Annotated in this window: 15 protein-coding genes; 1 reads left to right on the forward strand and 14 read right to left on the reverse strand. The window is 44.7% G+C overall.

What is annotated here, in order from left to right; translation table 11 throughout:
* Nucleotides 1–20: 20 nt before the first annotated feature.
* The 12 genes from H8Z82_RS08480 to H8Z82_RS08535 form a co-directional block, all read right to left on the reverse strand.
* Nucleotides 21–251: a KH domain-containing protein gene (locus H8Z82_RS08480; RefSeq protein WP_019161355.1), complete on the reverse strand. Its 231-nt coding sequence runs from the start codon at nt 249–251 to the stop codon at nt 21–23.
* Nucleotides 252–311: 60 nt separating this feature from the next.
* On the reverse strand, nt 312–557 hold the full coding sequence (gene rpsP, locus H8Z82_RS08485) for a 30S ribosomal protein S16 (protein ID WP_019161354.1): 246 nt from the start codon (nt 555–557) through the stop codon (nt 312–314).
* A 110-nt stretch (nt 558–667) separates the two neighbouring features.
* The gene (ffh, locus tag H8Z82_RS08490) at nt 668–2023 is read right to left on the reverse strand and encodes a signal recognition particle protein (RefSeq protein ID WP_186994884.1); all 1356 of its coding nucleotides are present in this window, start codon (nt 2021–2023) and stop codon (nt 668–670) included.
* A 3-nt stretch (nt 2024–2026) separates the two neighbouring features.
* Complete coding sequence (gene ylxM, locus H8Z82_RS08495) at nt 2027–2350, reverse strand: YlxM family DNA-binding protein (RefSeq protein ID WP_019161352.1); 324 nt, start codon at nt 2348–2350, stop codon at nt 2027–2029.
* 72 nt (nt 2351–2422) lie between these two features.
* Complete coding sequence (gene ilvA / locus H8Z82_RS08500; protein ID WP_019161351.1) at nt 2423–3634, reverse strand: threonine ammonia-lyase; 1212 nt, start codon at nt 3632–3634, stop codon at nt 2423–2425.
* Nucleotides 3635–3647: 13 nt separating this feature from the next.
* Nucleotides 3648–4598: a signal recognition particle-docking protein FtsY gene (gene ftsY / locus H8Z82_RS08505; RefSeq protein ID WP_019161350.1), complete on the reverse strand. Its 951-nt coding sequence runs from the start codon at nt 4596–4598 to the stop codon at nt 3648–3650.
* Nucleotides 4599–4611: 13 nt separating this feature from the next.
* Nucleotides 4612–8172: a chromosome segregation protein SMC gene (gene smc / locus H8Z82_RS08510; protein ID WP_186994885.1), complete on the reverse strand. Its 3561-nt coding sequence runs from the start codon at nt 8170–8172 to the stop codon at nt 4612–4614.
* An 11-nt stretch (nt 8173–8183) separates the two neighbouring features.
* Complete coding sequence (gene rnc, locus H8Z82_RS08515) at nt 8184–8867, reverse strand: ribonuclease III (protein ID WP_186994886.1); 684 nt, start codon at nt 8865–8867, stop codon at nt 8184–8186.
* Nucleotides 8868–8985: 118 nt separating this feature from the next.
* Nucleotides 8986–9213, reverse strand: a complete 228-nt coding sequence (gene acpP / locus H8Z82_RS08520) for an acyl carrier protein (protein WP_019161347.1) — start codon at nt 9211–9213, stop codon at nt 8986–8988.
* A 45-nt stretch (nt 9214–9258) separates the two neighbouring features.
* Nucleotides 9259–10302 (reverse strand): phosphate acyltransferase PlsX, encoded by a 1044-nt coding sequence (gene plsX / locus H8Z82_RS08525; RefSeq protein ID WP_186994887.1) that lies wholly within the window; start codon nt 10300–10302, stop codon nt 9259–9261.
* A 140-nt stretch (nt 10303–10442) separates the two neighbouring features.
* Nucleotides 10443–12269 carry an ABC-F family ATP-binding cassette domain-containing protein gene (locus tag H8Z82_RS08530; RefSeq protein WP_186994888.1) on the reverse strand — a complete coding sequence of 609 codons (1827 nt, stop codon included), beginning with the start codon at nt 12267–12269 and terminating at the stop codon, nt 10443–10445.
* A gap of 486 nt (nt 12270–12755) precedes the next feature.
* Nucleotides 12756–13568, reverse strand: coding sequence for a hypothetical protein (locus H8Z82_RS08535; RefSeq protein ID WP_019161344.1), 813 nt, complete (start codon nt 13566–13568; stop codon nt 12756–12758).
* A 247-nt stretch (nt 13569–13815) separates the two neighbouring features.
* Here H8Z82_RS08535 and H8Z82_RS08540 point away from each other — a divergent pair, with 247 nt between their 5' ends.
* Nucleotides 13816–14538 carry a LytR/AlgR family response regulator transcription factor gene (locus H8Z82_RS08540; protein ID WP_019161343.1) on the forward strand — a complete coding sequence of 241 codons (723 nt, stop codon included), beginning with the start codon at nt 13816–13818 and terminating at the stop codon, nt 14536–14538.
* 32 nt (nt 14539–14570) lie between these two features.
* Here the strand turns inward: H8Z82_RS08540 and H8Z82_RS08545 are convergent, their stop codons facing one another.
* Both H8Z82_RS08545 and H8Z82_RS08550 read right to left on the reverse strand, forming a co-directional pair.
* Nucleotides 14571–16481, reverse strand: a complete 1911-nt coding sequence (locus tag H8Z82_RS08545; protein WP_186994889.1) for a sensor histidine kinase — start codon at nt 16479–16481, stop codon at nt 14571–14573.
* 38 nt (nt 16482–16519) lie between these two features.
* A complete protein-coding gene (locus H8Z82_RS08550) occupies nt 16520–18805 on the reverse strand; it encodes a hypothetical protein (protein WP_186994890.1) in 2286 nt (761 codons plus the stop codon).
* Between the last annotated feature and the right edge of the window lie 136 nt (nt 18806–18941).

Genomic DNA, 18941 nt, shown 5'->3' on the forward strand with positions numbered 1-18941 from the left:
AGCTCCTTTCCCTTTTATTTTCATTGCAGAATATCCACAATCACTTTTTTGCTGCTTTTTGAAGAGGCCGCTTTGACTACAGTACGGATTGCCTTGGCAATTCTTCCCTGGCGTCCGATCACCTTGCCCATATCGGCAGGTCCAACTTTCAGTTCTACAATAACTGCGTCTTCTTTTTCAGTCTCAGTAACGACTACTTCATCCGGATTTTCAACAAGAGATTTTGCAATTACTTCCACTAATTCTTTCATTACATACCTCCCTGACCCGTCCTGGCTGGACGCTGCAGAAATACCTACTGGTAGATCTGATTATTTTTCAATTCCGGCATCTTTAAGAAGTTTAGCTACAACGTCTGTAGGCTGAGCTCCTGCTGCAAGCCATTTTTTAGCTGCTTCTTCGTCAACCTTAACTGCGCTTGGCTCAAGATTTGGATCGTATGTTCCGATCTCTTCGATGCATCTTCCGTCACGTTTGCAGCGGGAATCTGCAACTACGATTCTATAAAAAGGTGCTTTCTTCTGTCCCATTCTTCTTAATCTGATTTTAACTGCCATTGTTTCTTTTCCTCCATTAAATTAAATATATTTATCTCTTAGGTTTTATGTCAAAGCGTGATTCGCTTCGCTAACTGCTCATTCCCCGGCTCCTGTGGTAGCTGTCCTGCTCACAGTCCAAAAGGAAGCTTGAATCCACCGCCTCGCTTGCCGGCTTTGCCGCCCATAAGTCCAGGCATCTGCTTCATCATTTTTTTACTTTGCTCAAACTGTTTGACCAGACGGTTCACTTCTGCGATATCCACACCTGCACCTCTGGCAATACGGTTCTTACGGGAAATATTCAGGATTGACGGATTGGTTCTCTCCTGTGGTGTCATGGAAAGGATAATGGACTTGGTACGGTCCAGAGCCTTCTCATCGATCATTCCCTCAATATCCTTCATCTTGCTTCCCATTCCCGGAAGCATATTCAGAATACTGCCGATGCCGCCCATCTTATTCATCTGTTCCATACTGGTAAGGTAGTCGTTGAAGTCGAAATCCATCTTCTTCAGCTTCTTCTGCATGTCCTGAGCCTGTTCCTTATCAATAGCGGCTTCTGCCTTCTCAATGAGGCTCATTACATCTCCCATACCCAGGATCCTGGAAGCCATACGCTCCGGATAGAACTGCTCTAAGTCAGAAAGCTTCTCACCCATACCTACATAGAGGATAGGTTTACCGGTTACCGCCTTAATGGAAAGGGCAGCACCACCTCGGGTATCGCCGTCCATCTTGGTCAGGATCACACCGTCGATTCCAACCTTGTCTGCAAATGTTTTGGCAACATTTACCGCATCCTGTCCTGTCATGGCATCTACCACCAGAACAGTGGCATCCACATGAATATTTTCTTTTATATCTGCAAGCTCCTGCATCATGTCTTCATCTATATGAAGCCGTCCTGCTGTATCGATCAGGACTACATTCTGCTGATGGGATTTTGCATGCTCAATTGCGGCCTTTGCAATGTCTACAGGCTTCTGCTTATCTCCCATGGAAAAAACTTCCACACCCTGTTTCTCACCATTCACCTGCAGCTGTGTGATCGCTGCGGGACGGTAAACGTCACAGGCTACCAAAAGAGGCTTCTTACCTTTGGATTTCAGCTTTCCTGCAAGCTTGGCAACCGTAGTTGTCTTACCTGCACCCTGAAGACCTGCCATCATATATACAGTGATCTCATTTCCCGGATGCATGGGCAGCTCTGTAGTCTCACTTCCCATCAGTTTTACCAGCTCGTCATTTACGATCTTGATCACCATCTGGCCGGGATTCAGACCATTCATAACATCCTGTCCGATTGCCTGCTCCTGTACGGACTTGGTAAACTGCTTTACAACCCTGAAGTTAACATCTGCTTCCAGAAGAGCCATCTTAACTTCCTTAAGGGCAAGCTTCACATCCTCCTCTGTAAGGCGGCCTTTGCTTCGAAGCTTCTTAAACACATTCTGCAGTTTATCTGTCAAGCTCTCAAATGCCATATATTATAACTCCTCTAAAATCTCGCTGGATATATTTGCAATTTCCTCGGAATGATACTCCTGTGCCAGAACCCGTATTCTTTTCACCTGGGCTCTGATATTCAGGAATTTCTCAACCAGATGGAGCTTCTGTTCATATTCCTCCAGAGTCTTGTTGCATCTCTTTACCATATCATGCACACCCTGGCGGCTGATTCCCAGATCCTCTGCCACTTCACTGAGAGAATAATCCTCCAGCACCACGCTCTCATAAACCTGCTGCTGTCTCTCTGTCAGAAGCTCTCCATAAAAATCATACAAATAACCCTGCTCTACAAACTTCTCCATCTGTAATCACCTTGGCTATCATACCTTATAATTTTACCTGTGTCAAGTATTTTTTCTTGACAGAAAAAATATTTATAAACTTGGTCTGATCAGGCGGGGTCTGCAGCCTGCATCCTCCAGTGCCTTCACGATCTGATTCTTGTGTTCTGTGCCAAAGGCCTCCAGAGTGATCTTCAGTTCCACAGCTGCATTTCTGTTGGTGCTTACAAACTGGTTGTGATCCAGCTTGATCACATTACCCTGCTGTCCGGCGATCACACTGGCAACTCTCACCAGTTCACCCGGCTTATCCGGGATCAGCACTGAAACTGTAAAGATCCTGTCTCTCTGGATCAGTCCGTGCTGGACAACGGAAGACATGGTGATCACATCCATATTTCCTCCGCTTAAGATAGAAACGATCTTTTTATTCTTTACATCCAGATGACGGAGGGCAGCCACTGTAAGGAGGCCGGAATTCTCAACGATCATCTTATGGTTTTCCACCATATCCAGGAAAGCTACAATCAGCTCATCATCTTCAATGGTAATGATGTCATCCAGGTTCTGCTGGATATATGGGAAGATTTTCTTGCCCGGTGTCTGTACTGCAGTACCGTCTGCAATGGTATTTACATGTGGAAGTGTCACCACTTCTCCCTTAGCCAGGGAAGCCTTCATGCAGGCTGCTCCTGCCGGTTCCACACCGATCACCTTAATGTGTGGATTGAGAAGCTTCGCCAGAGTGGAGACTCCTGTTGCCAGACCACCGCCTCCGATAGGAACCAGGATATAGTCCACAAGCGGAAGCTCCTGGACAATTTCCATGGCAATGGTACCCTGACCTGTGGCAACTGCCGGATCATCAAAAGGATGGATAAAGGTATAACCCTCTTTCTCAGCCAGTTCCAGGGCATGGGCACAGGCCTCATCATATACATCACCGTGAAGGATTACCTGTGCACCATAGCTTTTGGTTCTCTCAACCTTGATCAGCGGAGTAGTGGTAGGCATGACGATCACTGCCTTCGCTCCGTATTTATGTGCCGCATAAGCCACACCCTGAGCATGGTTTCCTGCGGATGCTGTGATCAGTCCCTTATTTCTCTCTTCCTCTGAAAGAGTACTGATCTTATAATAAGCGCCGCGAACCTTGTATGCGCCTGTGCGCTGCATATTCTCCGGTTTGAGGTAAACCTTATTGCCGGTCAAATCGCTGAAATAACTGCTTTTGATCAGTTTTGTCTCCTGTGTTACCTGTTTTACAATCTCTGCTGCCTGTTCAAAGCTTTCTAATGTAAGCATTGTTTTTCCTCCTTTAGTCGTCCTGCTCATCCTTGTGGTCTACATCAAACAATGCATTTACAAATGCATCTGCATCGAATTTCTGAAGATCGTCAATACTTTCGCCTACACCAATGTATTTTACCGGTATATCCAGCTCAGACTGAATTGCCACTGCAATACCACCCTTGGCTGTTCCATCCAGCTTGGTGAGTATGATACCATTTACATTTGCCACCTCTGCAAACTGTCTTGCCTGGGAAAGGGCATTCTGTCCTGTGGTACCATCCAGTACCACCAAAGTTTCCAGATAAGCTTCCGGATACTCTCTCTCCAGAATTTTATAAATCTTACGCAGCTCCTCCATAAGATTCTTCTTATTATGAAGACGTCCAGCTGTGTCACACAGAAGAACATCTGCATTTCTCGCCTTTGCTGCTGCAACTGCATCATAAACTACAGACGCCGGATCTGCACCGGACTGTCCACCAATAATCTCCACTCCTGCGCGGTTTGCCCACTGTGTCAGCTGCTCACCTGCTGCTGCACGGAAAGTATCCGCAGCTGCCAGGATCACCTTCTTGCCCTGATCCTTCAGCTTGCCCGCAAGCTTGCCTACAGAAGTAGTCTTTCCCACACCGTTGACACCGATCACAAGGATCACGGACTTACGGTTCTCAAACTCATATTCTGTGCTGTCCACACGCATCTGCTCCTTAATCTCATTGATCAGAAGCTGTTTGCATTCCATTGGCTCCTTAATGTGCTGTTCTGCAACTTCTTTTTTCAGATTTTCTATAATAGAAGTAGTGGCATTGATACCAATATCTCCCATGATCAGGATTTCCTCCAGTTCCTCATAGAAATCCTCGTCAATACTGGAAAAGCCACTGAAAATACTGTCAAAGCCGGCAACGATATTATCTCTGGTCTTGGTCAGTCCGCTGACCAGTCGTTTGAAAAAACCTTTCTTCTCTTCTGCCATAATACTCCTCCTGTTACTGGGTAAGCTGGTTCTCTACAAGATCTACGGAAACCAGCGTAGATACCCCTTTTTCCTGCATGGTGATACCATAAAGCCTGTCAGCTGCATTCATGGTTCCACGCCTATGGGTTATTATAATAAATTGTGTGTTTTTCGTCAACTTCTGTAAATATCCTGCAAACCTTCCTACATTGGAGTCATCCAGTGCTGCCTCGATCTCATCCAAAAGACAGAAAGGGGATGGCTTCAGGTTCTGAATTGCAAAAAGCAGGGCAATGGCTGTCAGTGCCTTCTCTCCACCGGAAAGCTGCATCATATTCTGAAGCTTTTTCCCCGGCGGCTGAGAGGTGATCCGGATTCCTGCTTCCAGGATATCTGCCTCCTCGTCCAGCTCCAGAGTTCCTTTTCCTCCTCCGAAAAGCTCTTTGAAGGCTTTGTCAAACTCTCTCTGGATTTCTGCAAATTTCTCTGTAAACTGCTTACGCATTCCTTCATCCAGCTCCTGTATGATCTGCTCCAGAGTTTTCTCTGCTGTGATCAAATCATTATACTGTCCGGAAAGGAAAGTGTGCCGTTCCAGAAGATCCTTATAATCCTCAATAGCATTGACATTAACAGAACCCAGTCTGCGGATCTCCTCCTTGATCTGAGCTACCTGCTTTTTCATTTCAGGCAGATCAGTCAGCTCCTCCTTTCTGTAGGAAAGGGCATTATTGGGAGTGATCTCATACTCCTCCCACATATAGGAAATACGTTCTTCCCTGCTCTCCTCCAGCTTATCCATCTGGCTTTTCAGGCGGAAGCACTCTTTGTCCAGAAGGCCGATCTGACCGGAAAGCTGATCTCTTTTTTCAAAAAATTCTTTATGCTTTCCGTTTCTCTCCTCTTTCTCCTTCTGCCATTTCTCCAGCTGCAGCTTTGCCTCCTGCGCCTGGATACCGGAATTGGCAGCTTCTGTTTTCAGCTCCTGGATCGTCAGTTTCTTCTGCTCCATCTCCTCACTGCTGCGGGCAAGAGATTCATAAATACTTTTCTGCTCATTCTCCAGAGTCTGGGTCTCCGAATTCAGACGGTTCAGGTTTTCCTGGTCAAACTGGTTCTTCTGATCCAGGGAAGAAGCCTGAAGACGGATTTCCTCCAGCTCTCTGGTAAGCGTTGTCTCTTCTTCCTTCCACTGATCCAGCTCTGCCTGTTTCTCCTCTATGAAGCTCTCCAGCTCCTGTTCATCCTGGCGGGAGCTTTCCAGCTCCCTGGCAATCTGCTCATGATCCTGACGGATTTCCAGCATCTGGCGTCTGATCTGTTCCTTGTCTCTGTTGATCTGCTCATAGCCTCCGCGGATCTCCTCTGCTTTCTCTTCCTGCTGGGCAATATTCATCTTTGCAGTATTCTGTTCTATATACTGCTGGCGGAGCTTGTCCTGAAAATCTGCAATGGCATCCCGAAGTACATTTCTTCTGTTTCTGTTGTCTTCCATTGCCATCTGGATCATGGCAACCTCTGACTTCAGCTTTGCAACCCCTTTTTCCAGTTCCTCGATTTCTCTCCTTCGTCCAAGGAGATTACTGTTATTCTTAAAAGCACCACCTGTCATGGAACCACCCGGGCTTAAGGACTCACCCTCTATGGTAACCATTCGCAGGCTATGTCTGTATTTTTTGCCGATAGCAATGGCATGGTCAATATGATCCACCACCAGTACCCTTCCCAGTAAAAATCTGGCAATCTGCTGATACTGAGGTGCTGTAGTCACCAGTTCACTGGCCACACCGATCACTCCCGGTTCCTTCAGTGCTTCCCTGGGTGAAAACTCCCCTCTGGGATTGATGCTGCTCATAGGCAGGAAGGTTGCCCTTCCATATCGGTTCTTTTTCAAAAACTCGATCAGGGTTTTGGCTGTCTGCTCATTGTCTGTGACAATATTCTGGATGCTGCCTCCCAGAGCAGTCTCAATGGCTACCTCATAATCCTTATTTACCTGGATCAGATCCGCCACAACGCCCTGGATACCGGGAACCCGTTCCTTCTGTTCCATTACTCGGCGGATACTGTTGCCGTAACCATCATAACGCTCTGTAAGATTGCGTAAGGATTCCAGTCTGGAGGCTTCTCTGTGATAAGAGGTCTGCTGCTTTTCCAGCTGGATCTTCTGCTCCTTTAATTTCTCCTGGATATTTCCCACTTCCTGATTCAGTCTGTCACATTCTTCGTTTGCAGAACGGATGGATTCTGTAATGGAATCATACTGCTCCTGGGCTTTTCTGAGGATGGTCTGCTGCTCCTCCTCTTCACTCTTTAAGCGAAGGATCCTCTGGCTGATCTCAGCTTTTCTGATATCTGCCTGCTCCATCATTGCATCAAATCTCTGGGCTTTTCCCTTGGTATTGGCACGGCTGTTCAGAATTTCTATGATCTCATTCTTGCCGTCCTCCACAGCCTGGGTACAGGTTCGGATATTTTCCTGGGCAGTATTAAGCTTCTCTTCCTCATCCTTCAGTCTGCTGCGTACTTCCTTTAACTGTGAATAAAGATCGGATTTTTCTTCTTCCAGTTCTTTTCTGGAAGTCTCTCTTGCAGCCAGCTCCTCCTCTATGGTTTTCAGACGGCCCCTGTAATGGTCCTCATTCTGAACTCCTGCCAATATCTGCTCATTCAGTACATTGATCTGGCCTTCCAGCTGCTGCTTGTGCAAAGCCTGCTCCTGGTTTTCCATGCGCAGGGCATCCATTCTGGTATTTAATTCCTCCAGTTCCTGTTCCAGCCTGTCATATTCCACTCTGGTCTGTTCATATTCCTTCTGTGTATCCTCCAGGTTCTCCTGAGCAAGTCTGTGCTTCTCTCCCAGCTCTTTCAGGCTCTCTGCTGTGGAGGAATATTCCAAAAGAAACATATTTACATCCAGTTCCTTCAAAGCCTCTCTTTTTGCCAGATAAATCTTTGCTGTCTCTGACTGCTTCTCCAAAGGTCCCAGCTGTCTGGTAAGCTCTGACAGAATATCTGTCACACGAACCAGATTCTGACGTTCCTCTTCCAGCTTTTTTACTGTTGTATTTTTTCTTCTCTTAAATTTGACAATTCCTGCTGCCTCATCAAAAAGCTCCCTGCGTTCCTCCGGCTTACCACTTAAAATACGGTCGATCTGACCCTGGCCAATAATGGAATATCCTTCCTTACCGATACCTGTGTCATAGAACATTTCATTAATATCCTTCAGTCTGCAGTTACTGCCATTGATCAGATATTCACTTTCCCCTGAACGGTAAAGCCGCCTGGTAACAGTAACCTCATTAAATTCTACAGGAAGCTTATGATCTGAATTATCCAGCGTAATGGCAACAGAAGCATAGCTTAAGGGCTTTCTGGTCTCTGTTCCCGAGAATATAACATCCTGCATATTCCCCCCTCGGAGAGACTTTGCACTTTGTTCTCCCAGTACCCAGCGCACTGCATCACCAACATTGCTCTTACCACTTCCGTTAGGACCTACAATACAGGTAATCCCGTTATGAAATTCAAAATTGATCTTCTGGGCAAAGGATTTAAAGCCCTGTACCTCAATATTTTTTAAATACATAGTTCACCTGTCTATTTTTTTATCTTACGGATTGCCTGATATGCGGCAGCCTGTTCTGCTGCCTTCTTGGTGTGGCCGGTTCCTGTTCCCATAAGTCTGCCATTCACTCTTGCTTCCACTGTAAAGCTTTTGTTATGATCCGGTCCTTCCTCAGCAATCAGCACATATTCCACCGGCTGGGTGCCTTTTTCCTGGACGATTTCCTGTAAGATGGTCTTGCTATCATAAAAGAGCTGTTTGTGTTCAATATCATTCAGAATAAATTTCAGTACAAACTCCTTTGCACTAGCAAAACCACCATCCAGATAAATAGCTCCAAGCAGAGCTTCTGTAGCATCTGAAACAATAGAATCCCTGTTTCTGCCACCTGTCATATCTTCACCCTTTCCAAGGAGCAGAAACTGGGGCAGGCCAAACTCTCTGGCGCAATAAGCAAGGCTTGGCTCACATACCAGACTGGCTCTCTTTTTTGTCAGTTCTCCCTCAGGAACCTTGGAAAAACTGGCATACAAAAAATCACTGCTGATCAGCTCCAGCACAGCATCTCCCAGAAACTCCAATCTCTCATTACAGCCCAGCTTGCCAAGCTTCTTTTCATTGGCATAAGAGCTGTGGGTAAGGGCCTGGGTAAGATAGTGTTTATTTTTAAAATGATATCCTATGATTTCTTCCAGTTCTTCTGTCTTTTTGTTCATAACATCATTCTCCTTAATGTGATTACAGGGCGCTGTCCTCACAGCCCCCTGCCTCTTCGCTTCGTCTGTTATTTCCTGTTACTTTTTGTATTGCTCTCCGGTCTGAATTCCAGCCCGGTTATCGGATCGCACGAATTGCTTCCACAGCATCTCCTACTGTCCGGATCTGCTCTGCTACTTCGTTCTCCAACTCAATATCATATTCCTCTTCCATTCCCATGATTATCTGAAAAATGTCCAGAGAATCTGCTCCCAGATCATCCACAAAGGTAGTATCTGCAGTTATGGTATCCGGGTCAATATTCAGGACCTCCCCAATAATCTCTCTGAGCTTTTCAAGTTCCATCCTTTATCCTCCTTCCCTTTTCCTATACATAGTTTCTCTGCCGGACTACTGCTCCTGCTTCTCTGCAGTCTTATCCGGCTGGTCCTCCAGAATATGTTCTGCGATTTTTTCGTTAATCTTCTGCTGTTTGAACTGCACACACTGGAAAATAGCATGTTTGATCTCAATTGCCTTTGCACTTCCATGGGTTTTCACCACCAGACCCTTCAGGCCCAGAAGCGGTGCTCCTCCATGCTCACTGGCATCAAAGGATTTCAAAGTGGATTTCAGTGCAGGCTTGATCAGAAGAGCTCCTATTTTTGTCTTCAGACTGGTCATCAGTCCTTCCTTCACCTTCTGGATCAGTGCGCCGCCTACACCTTCATATAATTTCAGGATAACATTACCCACAAAGGCTTCACATACTACCACATCTGCATATCCATAGGGAATATCTCTGGCTTCAATGCTTCCGATAAAATTAATTCCCTTGCATTCCTTAAGCAGCGGGAAAGTTTCTTTTACCAGTGCATTTCCCTTCTCTTCTTCAGCTCCATTATTAACAATGGCCACCTTTGGATTTTTGATTCCCACTACATTCTCCATATAGATGGATCCCATCTTTGCGAACTGTACCAGATGAGAGGGACGTGCGTCCACATTTGCGCCACAGTCAATCAGCAGGGCCACTCCCTTGGTGGTAGGGATCAGCGGTGCAAGAGGAGGTCTCTCCACCCCCTTACTTCTGCCTACCAGTACCTGTCCGCCTACCAGCACAGCTCCTGTACTTCCTGAGGAAACAAAAGCATCTGCTTCCTGCGTCTTAACCAGCTTCAGACCCACTACAATGGAGGAATCCTTTTTCTTACGGATTGCAAATACAGGCGGTTCTGCTGTCTCGATCACCTCTGAGGCAGGAACAATCTGGATTTGTTCTGTTGGATATCCGGAGTATTTTGCCAGTTCTCCCTCTATCACATCCTGTTTTCCTGTAAGTATTACTTTTATATCCTGTCTCTCAGTTACAGCTTCCACTGCTGCCTTGACAGGTTCTGCGGGGGCATTATCCCCGCCCATTGCATCAACCACTACCCTGACCTGTTCTGCCATGCTTTCTGCCTCCTGTTTCTCTCACTGTAATGATTCCGTTTCTGTCAGATCATTACTCTTCTTCCATATCTGTCAATAATCCATAATCTGTATCATACTAAAGAAAACCTCTGCAAGTCAATACTTCTGCTATATTTTATTTACACTTTCTGGGCTTGGATCCTCTCTGCCAGATCATTTAAATAAACCCATCTGTCCATTTTTTCATCTAGCTTCTGCTGGGTGTTTTCTTTCTCTTCCATAATCTCCCGAAGCTTCATGGAGTTGGTGGCATTTGCCTCCATGTCCTTATCCAACTTCTCCAGTTTCTCTTCCAGAGCAGCGATCTCATCATCAATAGTCTCAAATTCTCTCTGCTCCTTGTAACTGAATTTCAGCTTCTGGGGACGGTTCTGCTTCCAGTCTGCCTGGGAAGCCTTCTTTCTGTTTTTATCCTCTTCACTGTCAGCAGTAGACTTTCCTCCCTGCATATCAGAGACAGTGCCTTTTTTATTTACTGCCTGGGCATAATCCGTATATCCGCCCTCATACTGAGCGAGGCGTCCCTCCCCTTCAAACGCAAAAATCCTGTCCACAATATTATCCAGAAAATATCTGTCATGAGAGACTGCGATCACAATTCCTGCAAAAGAATCCAGATAGTCTTCCAGGATTGTCAATGTGGGGATATCCAGGTCATTGCTTGGCTCATCCAGAAGCAGCACATTGGGCGCCTCCATCAGAACCTTCAGCAGATAAAGTCTTCTCTTCTCTCCCCCTGACAGCTTGGCAATAGGCGCATACTGCATGGCTGAATCAAAAAGGAATCTCTCCAGCATCATTGTTGCAGAAATCTTCCCATCTCTGGTAGGAATATATTCCGCTACATCACGGATATAATCGATCACACGCTGATCCGTATCCATATCCGGTACCTCCTGTGCAAAATACCCAATGCGGATAGTCTCCCCGATTTCCACATCCCCTGCATCCGGCTGTACCATCCCATCAATAATCTTGATCAAAGTTGACTTTCCGCATCCATTGGGGCCGATAATTCCCAGACGCTGATTACGCAGCACAATATAATTAAAATCATCCAGAATCTTCTTTTCGCCAAAACTCTTACTGATGTGATGAAGCTCAATGGTCTTCTTTCCCATACGGGTTTCCACAGAATCCAGCTCCACACTGGCATCCCTCACAGGTGCCTTTCCATTCTTCAGAGCTTCCAGACGTTCCAGACGGGCTCGCTGCTTGGTACTTCTGGCCCTGCAGCCACGTTTCGCCCACTCCAGTTCCATGCGGAGCACACTCTGCCTCTTCCTCTCACTGGCAAGCTCCATCTCCTCACGCTCTGCCTTCAGCTCCAGAAATTTCGAGTAATTGGCCTCATAAGCATACAGATTCCCATGGGAAATCTCCAGAATCTTATTGGTAACCCTGTCAAGAAAATATCTGTCATGGGTAACCATGATCACAACCCCCTTAAAGCTTCTCAGAAAATCCTCCAGCCAGGTCACCATCTCATTATCCAGATGGTTGGTGGGCTCATCCAGAAGCAGCACCTCACAGGGATTCACCAGCGTCCTGGCCAGCGCCACCCTTTTCTTCTGCCCGCCGGACAAATGATCAATCTTTTCCTCATGATCCGTAATCCCAAGCTTATTCAGCACATTTCTTGCTTCGCTTTCTGTACTCCAGTCCTTCTGCCATTTTCCTTCAGCCACATAATCCAGGATAGAAGCTCCCTGGGGAAACTCCGGCATCTGCGGCAGATAGGTAATCCGCAGACCATTCTGTGTGATCACCTGTCCCTCATCCGGCTCCTCCAGACCACCGATAATCTTTAAGATCGTAGATTTCCCGGTTCCGTTAATCCCGATAATCCCAATCTTATCCCCCTGATGCACTCCATAGGAAACATCATCCAGAACCACCTTCTCACCAAACACCTTGGAAACATGCTCTATATTCAAAATATTCATAAGTCCAAACCTCTCTGATAATTTTCGTCCCCCCTGACCTGGGAACAAATTCGCCTACCATTATACCATTTTTCTCCCTTTTCTAAAACCCCCCAGTTATCCAGAACATCTCCCTCCCAAAACACCTCGCGGAATAGTGGTGTGTGAACAGTAACAAACCCCTTTCCGCGTTCAATACCCAGCGCAGAAAAATAGTTTGTTTTGGGTGCATTTGCAGGGTTCTTAGATATTCTTAGCCGTCAAAAATCTGCGTTATGAGCAATCTGAGACACTGTCTGAGCGCAGCGAGTTTGGCTCTGATTGCTCATGCTTTTAGCAGATTTATGACGGCTTAGAATATCTTAGTGCCCGAAACCGCACCCAAAACAAACTATTTTTCTGCGCGTCCCTTTTCAAAGATACGCAAAAAGCTCCCCTCCAGGCAAACCCGAAGAGGAGCACTCTCAAAGTCAATTCAATTTATCCCACTCATAAGAAGGGATTTTCTTAGTTCATCTCTGTTCCGTTCTCAACTGCATATTTCAGTCCCTGAACTGCAACTGCCAGTGTAGCTTCCTGTACAGTAGCACTTCCAAGATCACCCATATCCAGTGTCAGAGTATCATCATCATTTGCAGTCACACCAAAAGTAAGTGACATCTCAGATACTTCATCCTCAATAGTTACTGTTGCATTTTCCTCATCAAAAGTACCTTCGCCGATGAAGCTTACATAATTATCATCCTGGTCGATCACAAGCACTGAGCAGAAAGTTCCATCTTCATTTGCTGCATAAATAAAGGTTTCACCTGCTTCTGTCTCACCGGAATAGCATTCTGTAAGCAGATCACCCATATCCTGATAGGTCTTGTTGTAATCTGCCTCATCACCGGTTCCCTCGTAAGGTTCCAGAGTTGCTGTTAACTCCTGAGTTTCCGGATCATAAAGCTCCAGAAGATTTTCCTCTTCATTTGCCTGTACCAAATAAGTTACCATATTTTCATCATCATACGTGCCGTCGTCATTTGCAAACTGCATTGCCAGCGCTGTATACTCTCCATCTGAGCTCAGCGCATATACGCCTAAAATATCCTGTTCTTCATCCTTCCACTGACCAAAAAACGAATTATCTTTGTAGAATCCGTAGATATCTCCTGCGCTGTCCTTCCAGAGTCCTAACATTGCCTCTGATACATCCGCGACATCTCCGTCATCTGCTGCTTCTTCTGTAGTCTCCTCTGCTGCCCATACCGGAACAACCATAGAGCTTACCATTGCAGCAGCACAAAGACCTGCCATTATTTTTTTCCAGTTTTTCATATTTTTTACCATCCTTTCTTAAAATGTGTGTACCTATTTCTAAACTGAATTTCTATGTTCTTACTATAAAAAATTTCAGTCTTATTTTCAAGATACATGGGATTAAATGACATTTTTCATGAAATATGGAAAAATGAATAAATACTTATGGTATTACTTGCTTTCAGTAAGGAATCCGTACTTGAATAACTCATGAAAATACGCTAAAATACAAATTATGTTTAAGTTAATTTAGGAGGTACTCCTTTTGAATATTGCAATCCTTGACGATTCAAAGGAAGATCTGCGTCAGGTAAAGTCTGTCATTTCTTCTTATTATGAATCCCAGAATACATCCGCAGACATCCATTTATATTCCAGCGCAGAAGCTTTTTTTACTAAATACATACCCGGATTTTACGACCTGATCATTATGGATATTTATATGGGCAGTATGACCGGTATGGATGCAGCCAGAAAGCTCCGCGAAGCCAGGGATACAGCTGCTCTGATCTTTATTTCAAGCAGTGATTCCTTTGCTGTGGAAAGCTATGATGTACAGGCATCCTACTATCTGCTGAAGCCCTTTGACCCGGAGAAGCTCTGCCGGATCCTCTCAACAATCCAATTCAGACAGTCACAGAATTCCAGATATATAGAGCTGATCTCTGACCGCACCCCTGTAAAGATCCCAGTCAGGAGCATCCTGTACGTGGATACCTACCGCAATGCAGTTCAGGTACATACCACAGATGCAGGTATCATACGCTCCTACATAACCTTCCAGAAATTTGAAGAGCTTCTGGAGGGAATGAAATGTTTTCTCTCCTGTTACAGAGGCTGTATCGTAAATATGGATCATATCGAAGAATCCACAGATGAAGGCTTTGTTATGGACAATCAGGAACTTGTCACTGTACGCAAGCGCGGCTCCAACGCAATAAAAAAAGCATATCTGGAATACTTATTCTCCTCAGACTCTGATAACTAATCATCTTACAATAAGTATTCCTGATATACCCCTTATGCTTCTGCCGCTATTTTTACAGGCAGGAAAATATTAACTTTAAATACACCATCTTCTGTACAGAAGGTCACATACCCCCCGGCTTTCTGTACTACCTCTGTCACAGATGCAGTCCCTATCCCGAAACCTCCATGTTTTGTCGAATAAAATCTGTCTTCTTTTCTCTGGATTTCATTTGTGTACGTATTGGAAATTTCTATCAGCAGTTTTTTATTCTTAATCTTTGTAAGGATCTTTACATAAGGATTCTTTTCCCGCGACTGTTCTGCCACTGCATCCACAGCATTCTCCAGAAGATTCCCGTAAATCTTGCATAAATCAATATCTGAAATGCTGATATTCTCCGGAAGCATCATATCATGTTCAAACAAAATCCCTCTCTGCTTCAGTTCCCCGGCATAGAAATGGATGACCGCATCTACTGCCATATTTCTGCAATAACAGACTGTTTTTTCCTCTTTTGTCATAACAGAAGCATACTCCTGCAGATACTTCATCAGTTCTTCATATTTTTCCTGCTGTGCATAAGCCATGATCGTGCGGAGATGATGACGCATATCATGGCGCATTTTGCTGATTTCATCCATCTTCTGTGTAAGCTCTTCATAATGCTGTTTCTGCATCAGAAGCTTCTGTTCCATCTGACGGCTGTATTCCCCATAGGTTAACTGGAATCTGTAGGCATTGGCAAGCTCTATCCACAAAGTCAGGCCCACACAGAAAACAAGCACTGCGGCTCCAAATTCCGTAAACCATCCTCCTATGATCGGCTCATAGGCTTTCCATATTCTGTCTGCTGCCAGAGATGAAGCATAGGCAGTAATTCCCACCAGAAGAACACTGCTGTATTTCTGCTGTATTTCCTTCACACTCCTGAACATCAGATAAAACGCAGAAAACCATTTCATAACTTCCGTAATCCCGGAAACCAGATAGAGTCCGCCTGCAGACTGAATCCCGGAACATAACAATTCTGTCACAAAAATCAAAACACCTGCCACAGCAAGGACAATTGCCAGAATTTTCGAAAAATTTCCTTCATCACAAAGGATTTTCTGCTGCACAACCACAACACATGCAAACATCAGATAATAAAATAAAGCTTCCAGTCCATAAGCCGGCTGTACTTTTGCAGGGACAAATGCATGGAGAACAGGATAGGAACTGCACCCCATAACGCAGATACAAAGCAGGGCAAAAAGACAGAGCTCCGCCTTTTTTGTACGCACAAACATATAAACTGCAAAAAGAAAAACACAAAATGTAAGTGCCAGATACACTGCATCACCGACAATCGACAGACCTCTGATCAGATTCACCTGTAAAGGCAGGCCAAATACCGGCACAAACTGAATACCCGATGATACTGAATGCCGGTCTGTCACAGCAATCATAATCTCCGTATTTCCTTTTCCTTCAAATGTAAAGACTCTGTTCTGAATCTGTTCTTTATAATTTTCCGGATCCGGATTTCCAACCTGTCCGACCAGATTTCCATTTACGTACAGATTATAGGAAGAAAATACTTCCACAAGACCTATGGCATATCTCTTTTCCTTCTCAGGAAGCACCAGTGTCATCCGATATGTCCCGCTTCCAAAAGGAGATTTATCTTTATCGCCCAGATCCATACCACCGTATTCACCTATAGAAATATATCTGCTGTAGTACTCTCCTTTATGTTTTTCAAGTTCCCCGGGGGTCAGCAGCAGATCCGGATAATATTCCCACTCTCCGGTAAGATAATGCAGAGGATCATCCTCGTGTACATAAAGAATACCCTGTATTGCCTGGTCACCCCTGGCCGTATACTTATTATCAACGTAATAAAGCAAAAAAAACACACCCATGGACAGGACAAACACAACTATTACAAGTATCAATGAATATTTCCGTTTTTTCTTCATTGCTGCCACCTCCTTTTGTCCACAGGTGTATCCTTATTCTATCTGTTTCTTCTGTTATTTCGCTTTCTTCTCAATATCAGGAACAAGATCAGTCCAACTGTCGCAATGCTTAACAATCCACAGATTTCACCTGTAAAATCAATTCTTTTTATTAATTTTACAGCTTTCTTTTTCTGCTTTTCTGACAGTCCTTCTGTAGTCACCTCTTCTGTCATAACGCCATCCAAAATCGCTTCTGTGTCTTCATCGGCATCTGATACCGAAGATTCTGTCAGATTTGTCTCTGTTTTATCTGTCTGTCCGCCGGCAGGATCATCTGAAAGAAAATAATCTCCTGTCTTTTCTATCTCAACCCGCAAAATCTTCTGTTTGTCCTGCCAGGTTACCGCACACAAATTTCCCTGTGCATCCACAACTGTCACAGTTTCCGGAGATAAAATTTCTCCAAATACAGAAGTCTGAAATTCCACTGTACTTCCCGGAATCTCCGTTACTTCCTCTCCTCTTACAAAAATCCTCAGGGAAAAAGCAGATTCTGCAGTTTTCTCTATCTTCATCTGGATTTCATCATTTGCTGCCACTTTCCAGGTATTTATCGCCTCAGGCAGGATTGTCACAGAAATTCCCTGCTTTTCAAATCTGACGCTGCCATTTTGCTGTAACATCAGAAGCAGTCTCTGACCGCTGACTGCTGTGACAGTATCCGTACTCAGCTCAGTTACTGTACTATCTGCAGCATCAAAATCCGATATTGTTCCTGAACCGGTCGCTTTTGTCTCTCCTGCTGAAGCTTTCTGCCCGGAGTTTTTGCTATTATCCGAAGTTTCGCCGGAACTTTCTTCATAATAATTCTCTTTAGTATCCGGAGATTCCATTCCTCCTACGGAAGGCACCGGCGTAGCCGTCTGTCCCGGGGCTTTCTGCACAATAGCCGGAAGATTTTTCTCATCCCTGTCCGAAAAGTTTCTCTCATGCCAGTACTCATTTACAATAAATTCATCATTATATGAAAAAGAATAAATCCCTGTACTCCCTGTTTCATAAACTGCACAGATATCGTAATTATTTCCTTTTTTCAGTACTTCCCGGCAGTAAAGCTGTATCCCTTTGGATGTTACTTCCGCCAGTTCTCTGTCCAGCTTCTGATAACTCCCTTTATTCTCACGTATATAAACCTGTACATTCTGAAGTTCTTCTGCTGAAAAACCTGCCATAAGCATCGGAAACTCTACCAGATCCACTACAGGCATACTGTAAGTATTGATCTGCGGATACCCCTTTTTCTGTACGGAAAGATAGGCATATGCCTTTGGCAGTGCCAGATCCTCAGATAACTGATATCCTTCCGGCACCACAAATGTACCGGTAAGTTTATAGACGCCCTGTTTCGTAAGATCTACCTGACTCATATCCCAGGAAGACTCCAGAATAATCTCTGGGTTTTCTGCTGTATTCTCGAATTTCTCAGCAGTGCTGACACGAAGTCTGACACCTTCTTTCAGATCTTCTTCTATTTTTCTCAGACTGCTTCCGATTTCTACTGCATAAGCAGCACATCTGCTCAGATATTTCTCATCTTTTGCATTATAAGAACGAATACGTTTTGCAGGGCTTCCCGTATTTCCAAGCTGACTGTACTGATAACCATAAATTTTAAGACTGCCGTCTCTTTGATATTGAAACCGCAGAGTATTGGTCTGCTTCTTTCCATTATCATAGGTTACCAGCAGGGAATAGGTATTACCCACAACCATACTCTGGTTAGATACATACAGCCCCTCCTCTTCACAGAGGGCAAAGCCCTCCTCAGTAAGGTTGATCCACTGTCCGCTTTCTTTCTTCAGATAAGCTTCCATGGAATCGGAATTTTCCTGTTTCAACCAGGGAAATATATAGATTCCTGCCGCAGTCAGCCTGTAATATGTATTAATATCCGGTTTGTCCGGATACTGCACAGAAACGGTAGTCTGTACCTGCAGATTTTCATTCCCCTCAAAAGCATACTCCTGAGGAAGCTTCAGCACACCTTTCACTGTATAAACGCCTGCCAATTTCATATTCACAGAAGAAACACCCCAGGACACCGGAATATGCAGTGTATCTGCCTCTGTATAAACTGTATAGAAAACCTGGGACAGCTTCTCAGTGATCTGTTCGCTACTTTTATTTATTTCTACAGCTACTGCAGGAATATCATGGGGTACGATCACATCATTTACCTGGATCACCCCGCCCCATACTGTGGTATTTTTTTTCATTCCCCATATGCCAGCCAGGCACAGAGTTATCATTAAAATCAGAACTGTTATTTTCTGTTTTCTCATGGTTTTTTCATACTTTCATTTTACATTACTGCTCGATCTGTTATCTTTATTCTCAATTTCCTTTGTTCTTAGCTTACCTTATCTGGCGGATTTCGGCAACAGACATAGGATAAACTGCATTATTTCATGAAAAATG

The organism is Blautia difficilis (genome assembly GCF_014297245.1).
Classification (GTDB): domain Bacteria; phylum Bacillota; class Clostridia; order Lachnospirales; family Lachnospiraceae; genus Blautia_A; species Blautia_A difficilis.

What these genes read in the sequence shown, in the direction of transcription:
- H8Z82_RS08480 (WP_019161355.1), bottom strand. Translation starts at nt 251, where the DNA reads ATGAAAGAATTAGTGGAAGTAATTGCAAAATCTCTTGTTGAAAATCCG.
- rpsP (WP_019161354.1), bottom strand. Translation starts at nt 557, where the DNA reads ATGGCAGTTAAAATCAGATTAAGAAGAATGGGACAGAAGAAAGCACCT.
- ffh (WP_186994884.1), bottom strand. Translation starts at nt 2,023, where the DNA reads ATGGCATTTGAGAGCTTGACAGATAAACTGCAGAATGTGTTTAAGAAG.
- ylxM (WP_019161352.1), bottom strand. Translation starts at nt 2,350, where the DNA reads ATGGAGAAGTTTGTAGAGCAGGGTTATTTGTATGATTTTTATGGAGAG.
- ilvA (WP_019161351.1), bottom strand. Translation starts at nt 3,634, where the DNA reads ATGCTTACATTAGAAAGCTTTGAACAGGCAGCAGAGATTGTAAAACAG.
- ftsY (WP_019161350.1), bottom strand. Translation starts at nt 4,598, where the DNA reads ATGGCAGAAGAGAAGAAAGGTTTTTTCAAACGACTGGTCAGCGGACTG.
- smc (WP_186994885.1), bottom strand. Translation starts at nt 8,172, where the DNA reads ATGTATTTAAAAAATATTGAGGTACAGGGCTTTAAATCCTTTGCCCAG.
- rnc (WP_186994886.1), bottom strand. Translation starts at nt 8,867, where the DNA reads ATGAACAAAAAGACAGAAGAACTGGAAGAAATCATAGGATATCATTTT.
- acpP (WP_019161347.1), bottom strand. Translation starts at nt 9,213, where the DNA reads ATGGAACTTGAAAAGCTCAGAGAGATTATTGGGGAGGTCCTGAATATT.
- plsX (WP_186994887.1), bottom strand. Translation starts at nt 10,302, where the DNA reads ATGGCAGAACAGGTCAGGGTAGTGGTTGATGCAATGGGCGGGGATAAT.
- H8Z82_RS08530 (WP_186994888.1), bottom strand. Translation starts at nt 12,269, where the DNA reads ATGAATATTTTGAATATAGAGCATGTTTCCAAGGTGTTTGGTGAGAAG.
- H8Z82_RS08535 (WP_019161344.1), bottom strand. Translation starts at nt 13,568, where the DNA reads ATGAAAAACTGGAAAAAAATAATGGCAGGTCTTTGTGCTGCTGCAATG.
- H8Z82_RS08545 (WP_186994889.1), bottom strand. Translation starts at nt 16,481, where the DNA reads ATGAAGAAAAAACGGAAATATTCATTGATACTTGTAATAGTTGTGTTT.
- H8Z82_RS08550 (WP_186994890.1), bottom strand. Translation starts at nt 18,805, where the DNA reads ATGAGAAAACAGAAAATAACAGTTCTGATTTTAATGATAACTCTGTGC.